Annotated in this window: 5 protein-coding genes; 2 read left to right on the forward strand and 3 right to left on the reverse strand. The window is 43.3% G+C overall.

The window, feature by feature from the left end; genetic code table 11:
• A partial coding sequence (locus tag VNZ46_RS23185) for a carboxypeptidase-like regulatory domain-containing protein (RefSeq protein ID WP_325563066.1) occupies nucleotides 1-3,253 on the forward strand: 3,253 nt, incomplete at its 5' end.
• A 25-nt stretch (nucleotides 3,254-3,278) separates the two neighbouring features.
• Nucleotides 3,279-4,019: a carboxypeptidase-like regulatory domain-containing protein gene (locus VNZ46_RS23190; protein ID WP_325563068.1), complete on the forward strand. Its 741-nt coding sequence runs from the start codon at nucleotides 3,279-3,281 to the stop codon at nucleotides 4,017-4,019.
• A 3-nt stretch (nucleotides 4,020-4,022) separates the two neighbouring features.
• On the opposite strand, the gene VNZ46_RS23195 is transcribed toward VNZ46_RS23190, so the two are convergent.
• The 3 genes from VNZ46_RS23195 to hisF form a co-directional block, all read right to left on the reverse strand.
• A complete protein-coding gene (locus VNZ46_RS23195; protein ID WP_325563070.1) occupies nucleotides 4,023-4,919 on the reverse strand; it encodes a WD40 repeat domain-containing protein in 897 nt (298 codons plus the stop codon).
• Between the two features lie 5 nt (nucleotides 4,920-4,924).
• Nucleotides 4,925-5,515, reverse strand: a complete 591-nt coding sequence (gene hisIE / locus VNZ46_RS23200) for a bifunctional phosphoribosyl-AMP cyclohydrolase/phosphoribosyl-ATP diphosphatase HisIE (protein WP_325563072.1) — start codon at nucleotides 5,513-5,515, stop codon at nucleotides 4,925-4,927.
• On the reverse strand, nucleotides 5,512-6,196 hold a 685-nt coding region (gene hisF / locus VNZ46_RS23205; RefSeq protein WP_325563074.1), incomplete at its 5' end, for an imidazole glycerol phosphate synthase subunit HisF. The genes hisIE and hisF, both read right to left, overlap by 4 nt.

Here is a 6,196-nt window from a genome sequence, read left to right on the forward strand (position 1 = left end):
AGATGATCAGTTGGTCTTGCTGAACCCTCCACCTAATGTGCACAGAAACGGATCGTTGCTGGTCGGACCATTCAGGGAGAATTACCTGCATTATTCTTCCGATGGTATAGAATTGAATTTTTTGAAAGAAGGCGGCTATACCTATAGCATTCTTCCAGGTTTGATTAAACAGAAATCTTCGGGAACTTATTACTTATTTAATACCCGTCTAGATGGTGTTGGAAGAGAAAATACGGATTACAGGCAATTTCCGCTTAAAAAGACAGAAATTGACAGCATTTGGAATGAGTACCTGGACCTGCGGAGTTATACCACCAGGCTTTTTGATGGCTATGGCTATTATAATTATAAGGGGCGTATCCAGATGAAACTGGATACGGTTTTAGAGAAAAAGATGCCTTTTGTTAAAAATGTGCTGATCTATAAAAATGATGAGCCTGATTTTGTGAAGGTTTATCCGGGTAACAGTAATTACTTCTCTAATCTGGAAGCAGGCGGGTACAGTGTGCTGTACCTGTTTAAAGACAACCGTTATTTTACGGTAAAAGATGTAAGGGTGAAAGCACCGGGACAGAATTATTTTGAGTGGTCGGATGTTCAGGTGTTGCCGGCAGATCAGTTGAGTAAAACGATAGACCGGCTGATCAAATCTGTAAAATCGGACAGGCGGAATGAAGAGGAGATCCGGGATCAGCTTGCACAGGCTTTTAATGGGAAGAAGATAAGTATGGTGATTCCAGTTCAGATTAAAGGACGGGTTTTTGATCTGGGTAGCAGGAAAGCTTTGCCGGGAGTGGAAGTGCGGGTAAAGGGCTGGGATAAAGGGACCATGACGGATAATGAAGGGCGGTTCACTTTGGAGGGGCCAAAGAAAGGAAAACTGGTATTTAGCTATATTGGATATGACCGACTGGAAGCTGTAATAAATGCCGGTAAATTGGATTCCGTTTATTTAAGGGCAAATAGTAATGATTTGAACGAGGTTGTTGTTGTAGGTTACGGTGCGCGGATGAAACAAAATTTAACCGGGGCAGTAACTGCTCTTCAGGGTTATGCGCCGGGTCTTGCATTGAATGAAGTTTCTCCTATGTCTGCGCGCTCTGTACAGATTAGAGGAACGAATTCATTGGGAGGCAATCAGCCTTTATATATTGTAGATGGAATGCCTGTGTCTGCGGAAGCCGCTAAAATCAGTCCGGATATGATTGCGGATATGAAGGTTTTAAAAGACGCAGAGGCTACGGCTATTTATGGTTCAAGGGCTGCAAACGGCGTGATCGTGATCAATACCAAGGGTGGTAATAAAACCCTGAATGCCCAGGGAGAACTTGTAGGTCAACAGCAAACGATGAGGACTAATTTTTCTGATTATGCCATCTGGCAGCCCAAACTTTTTACGGACAGGGAAGGAAAGGCTAGGTTTACGGTGAAATTCCCGGATGACATCACCAGCTGGAATACCAGGTTGATTGCCATGAATGGACATCAACAAACGGGTTTAGCGGAGACTTCAATCCGTTCTTTTAAAACATTGAGTGCTAATTTCGTTTCTCCGCAATTTGCGCTGGTGGGCGACAGTATCCAGGTGATCGGTAAGCTGATGAATTACAGTACGGAGGAGAAACAGGTGCTGAGGAAGTTCAGTTACAATGGAGCAGAACTGCTTAATGGTCCTGTGCGTTTCAAGAATTCCCGTATTGACACCATTCCCGTTGTCGCTGCAGGAAAGGATAGTTTACAGTTTGAATATACGCTAAGGCAGGAAAATGGCTATTTTGATGGGGAAATCCGTAAAGTCCCTTTGCTTCAAAAAGGGGTGCTGGAAACCAAAGGTTATTTTAATGCTTTGCTGAAGGATACAACCATCAATTATCATTTTGATGCGGGTTTAGGTAAAGTGAGCCTGAGGGCGGAAGCTTCTGTATTTCCAACATTACTGGATGAAATGGAAAAACTGCGCAATTATGAATACCTGTGCAATGAGCAAATGGCTTCTAAACTGAAATCACTATTGCTGGAAAAAACCGTCAGAAAGTATCTGGGAGGTGATTTTAAGAATGAAAAGGCCATCAAAGAGCTGATCAAAAAATTGCAGGCCAATAAAAGACCCGAGGGTACCTGGGGCTGGTGGCAAAGCAGCAATCCGGAACTCTGGATCAGTTTGCATGTAACGGAGGCTTTATTGCTGGCAGAACAACAAGGCTATCCGATTAACCTGGACAAGACCAGGATTTTGACCTATCTAACAGATAAACTGAGCTACAGTACGGATTTGGATCAGGTTATGGCCATCAAGCTGATCCACGCACTGGACGGTAAAGCTTATCTTAAAGACTTTGTACTCCGGGTAGAAAAGCAAAAGAAACCGGAAAAGCAGAGTTTATTTGAACATTTACAGATCCTGCGTTTAAAGCAGCTGGCGGGGATGGATATTGATGTTAAAGCCTTGCTGGCATTGAAAAAACAGACCATGTTTGGCAATATATACTGGGGAGAGGAACGGGCGAATTTCTGGGACAACAGTATTCAAAATACGCTTTTGGCTTATCAGATCTTAAAAGCTACAGGAAAGTACACTGCAGAGCGGGACAACATTGTGCGTTATTTCCTGGAGCAACGTAAAGATGGGCAGTGGAGAAATACGTATGAATCTTCTCTGATCCTGGAAAATATTTTACCGGATCTGATCCAGGATAAAAAATCAGGTGAGCCTGCTTCACTGGTGTTAAATCAGACCGAAACGGTAAGTGCTTTTCCTTTTACTAAAAGCATAGAAGCCGGGACTGCACTAAATATTCATAAAAAAGGAAATGGCCCGGTATACATTACTGCCTATCAGCAATTTAATAATCCTAATCCGGAGAAAGTAAATAAGGATTTTACGGTGAAAAGCTGGTTCGAAGAGAAAGATCAGAAAGTCAACGCACTAAAGGCGGGTAAAGCTGTTAAGATCAGGGTAGAGGTTGAGGTACGTGCAGATGCAGATTATGTGATGATCGAAATCCCTGTTCCGGCGGGTTGTTCTTATGAAAATAAGGTTCAGCAATTCTGGGGTATAGAAACGCACAGGGAGTATTTTAAGAACAAGACTTCGATATTTTGCACCAAATTGAAAAAGGGCAAATATAATTTTGAGGTGGAACTGATGCCAAGGTATTCGGGCAGTTATACGCTGAACCCGGCAAAAGCTGAAATGATGTATTTTCCTGTGTTTTATGGCAGAGAAGGCATGAAAAGGATTACTGTTCGATAATTGCGGATGATAAAAGAATCTTGTTATGAAGAAATTTAAGATTGAAATTCCAAGTCCTTGTACCCAGAATTGGAATGACATGCAACCTGGGGCAAATGGACGGTTTTGTTTGCATTGTGAAAAGGAAGTTATTGATTTCAGGACATATGGCGACCAGGAGTTGATCGCCTGGCTGGATAAGCCTCAAAAGAAGACTTGTGGTCATTTTAGAGCAGATCAGCTGGATAGTTTTAACCGGGAAGAAACTCGTGTGAGGAATCGATATATGAAAGCCAGAATATTTATGATTTCTCTCCTCGCCTTTTTGACAACGAAAGATGTGACGGCTAAAGCTTGGTCTGAAACAGACCGGCCCACTTATATGTCATCTGATCGGTTTAAAAAAGAAAATCAGTCTTCGGCGGAGATAGTGTGCAAAGATACGACGACCATTGTCAGGGGAGTCATTATAGATCAGCAAAAAAATCCTTTACCCGGCGTTCAGATATTCGTAAAGAATAGAAAGATGACTTTTGCAACAGATTCCAGGGGATGTTTTTTTCTCTCTCTTCCCTTAAATGGACCATCTCATGAGGAAACTTTAAGAATCAGTTATATTGGTTTCAAGACCATTGAAAGAAAAATAAAACTAGGTGGACAGGCAACAGATCTTGTTATTGTCCTAAATGAGGATGACAGGGTTCTCCTTGGGGAAGTGGTCGTTGCCTATCCTAAGAGAAGCCTGTTTTATAAAATAACACATCCTTTTAGGAAATGTTCCAAGTAGTTCTTATTCCCAGTTCCAGATGCGGATACTGCGGTCATCACTTGCGGAGATGAGGTGTTTCCCGTCTTCGCTCCACATCATTTTATTAATGGAGTGAAAGTGGCCGTCGGTGCCTTTTTCTATGCTCAGGATCTTGTAGAGTTTAAAATCGGTACTGCTCCAGATCTTAATGCTCTTGTCCTGGCTGCAGGTGGCAAAATAAGGGAGGCTGGGGTGGAAAGCAATGCTGTAAATACTGAATAAATGAGCTGGGATATTCCTGTCCATTTCATAGCCGGGCAAGGCCCAGATCTTCAGTTGTGCATCCCGGCTTCCGGAGATCATATAATTGCCCGAAGGAGCATATTGAATAGAGGTAATGGGTAGGGTATGTCCGGTCAGTTCCCGGCACAGGCTGTAGTCTTCTGTATGATATATGCGGATAACGCCGTCTTTAGCACCCAGGGCAAATTCTTTTTCATCATTGCTGATGGCAATAACCCTTACCGTATCGCTAAGTACAGGAAAATGGTACAGGAGAGAGAAATCGTGTAAAGACCATACGGCAACGCTTCCGTCTTCTCCTGTACTGAGTAATTCATTTTTGTATCCGACGGTTTTTAAATCGAATACTGCTTTTTGATGATGCTTCAAGGTAGCCAGCAATTCTTGTTTCCGGAGGTCAAAAACCAGGATCAGTCCGCTTCGCTGCGCAATGAAGAGCAGATGGTTTAAGCGATGAAGGGCATAGACCGAGCTTTGTACAGGTACGATGACTTTTACAAAGGCCATATCCGCAAGGGACCATTCCACAACACCTTTGTCATTGCCCGCGCTGTAAAACCGTTCCGGGTTTTCTGCAGTGGATAGGGCATAGACTGGATTTTGATGACCGTTAAGGGTTTGCTGGTGTTTGAGCATGTTTGTTATCTTTTATGTCTGCTTTCCAGGTTCAGGGCAATATCGTTTAAAGTTTTGCCTTTTTCTTTGAGCAGGACCAGTAAATGGAAGATCAGGTCTGAACTTTCGTTTACAAAATCAACGTCGGTCTCGTTCAGTGCGGCAATAACAGTTTCTACACCTTCCTCTCCCACTTTTTGTGCAATCTTGTTGAGCCCTTTTTTGCGAAGTTTGTTCACATAGGATTCTTCAGATGGATTTTCGTACCGGCTTTCAATGATCTGTTCCAGTTCGAAAATGAAGTTCTGATTGTAATTTGTTTTAAAACAGCTGCGGCTTCCGGTATGACAGGTAGGGCCTACAGGCTCAGCTTTGATCAGGATGGTATCTTTATCGCAATCAATATGAGTTTCTTTTACAAAGAGAAAATTACCGCTTTCTTCCCCTTTGGTCCAGAGTCGGTTTTTAGACCTTGAAAAGAAAGTAACTTTACCTTCTTTTTGTGTTTTCTCCCAGGCTTCTGCATTCATATACCCGAGCATTAAAACTTCCAGGGTGTGTACGTCCTGTATGATAACAGGGACCAGGCCCTGTGTTTTTTCAAAATCTATATTCATAACCTTACGGGAATGCCGTGTTTATTTAATTCTTGTTTTAGATCGGGAATGGCTATCTCTCCAAAATGGAATACTGAGGCTGCAAGGGCAGCATCTACACCAGTTTGGGTAAATACTTCTGTGAAATGTTCGGTTGTTCCTGCGCCACCTGATGCAATAACCGGGATATTGATACTCCTGCAGATTTTATCGAGCAAGTTACAGTCAAAGCCTTGTTTGGTACCGTCATGATCCATAGAGGTAAGCAGAATTTCTCCGGCACCCAGTTCTTCGGCCTGTTTAATCCAGGTTTCAGTTTCCAGTTCAGTGGCCAGACGGCCACCATTCAGGTGGACCAGGTTCTTTCCTCCGGTATATTTGGTGTCTACAGCCAGTACCACAAATTGTACACCGAAAGCTTTGGCCAGTTCTTCAATTAAGGCTGGGTTTCTTACCGCTGCGGAATTGATGCTGATTTTGTCGGCACCTGCATTGAGCAGGGCTTCTGCATTGGCTACAGAGCTGATGCCCCCGCCTATGGTAAAAGGAATATTGAGTTCCCGGGCTACCGCTTTGACCATATCAATGGTGGTGTCCCTTCTTTCATGGGTAGCGGTGATGTCAAGGAAAACCAGTTCGTCGGCACCTTGCTGTGCGTATTGCGCAGCAAGGGCAACAGGGTCTCCGGCATCCTTCAGGTCT

The organism is Pedobacter sp. (genome assembly GCF_035566355.1).
In the GTDB taxonomy this organism is placed as follows: Bacteria; Bacteroidota; Bacteroidia; order Sphingobacteriales; family Sphingobacteriaceae; genus Pedobacter.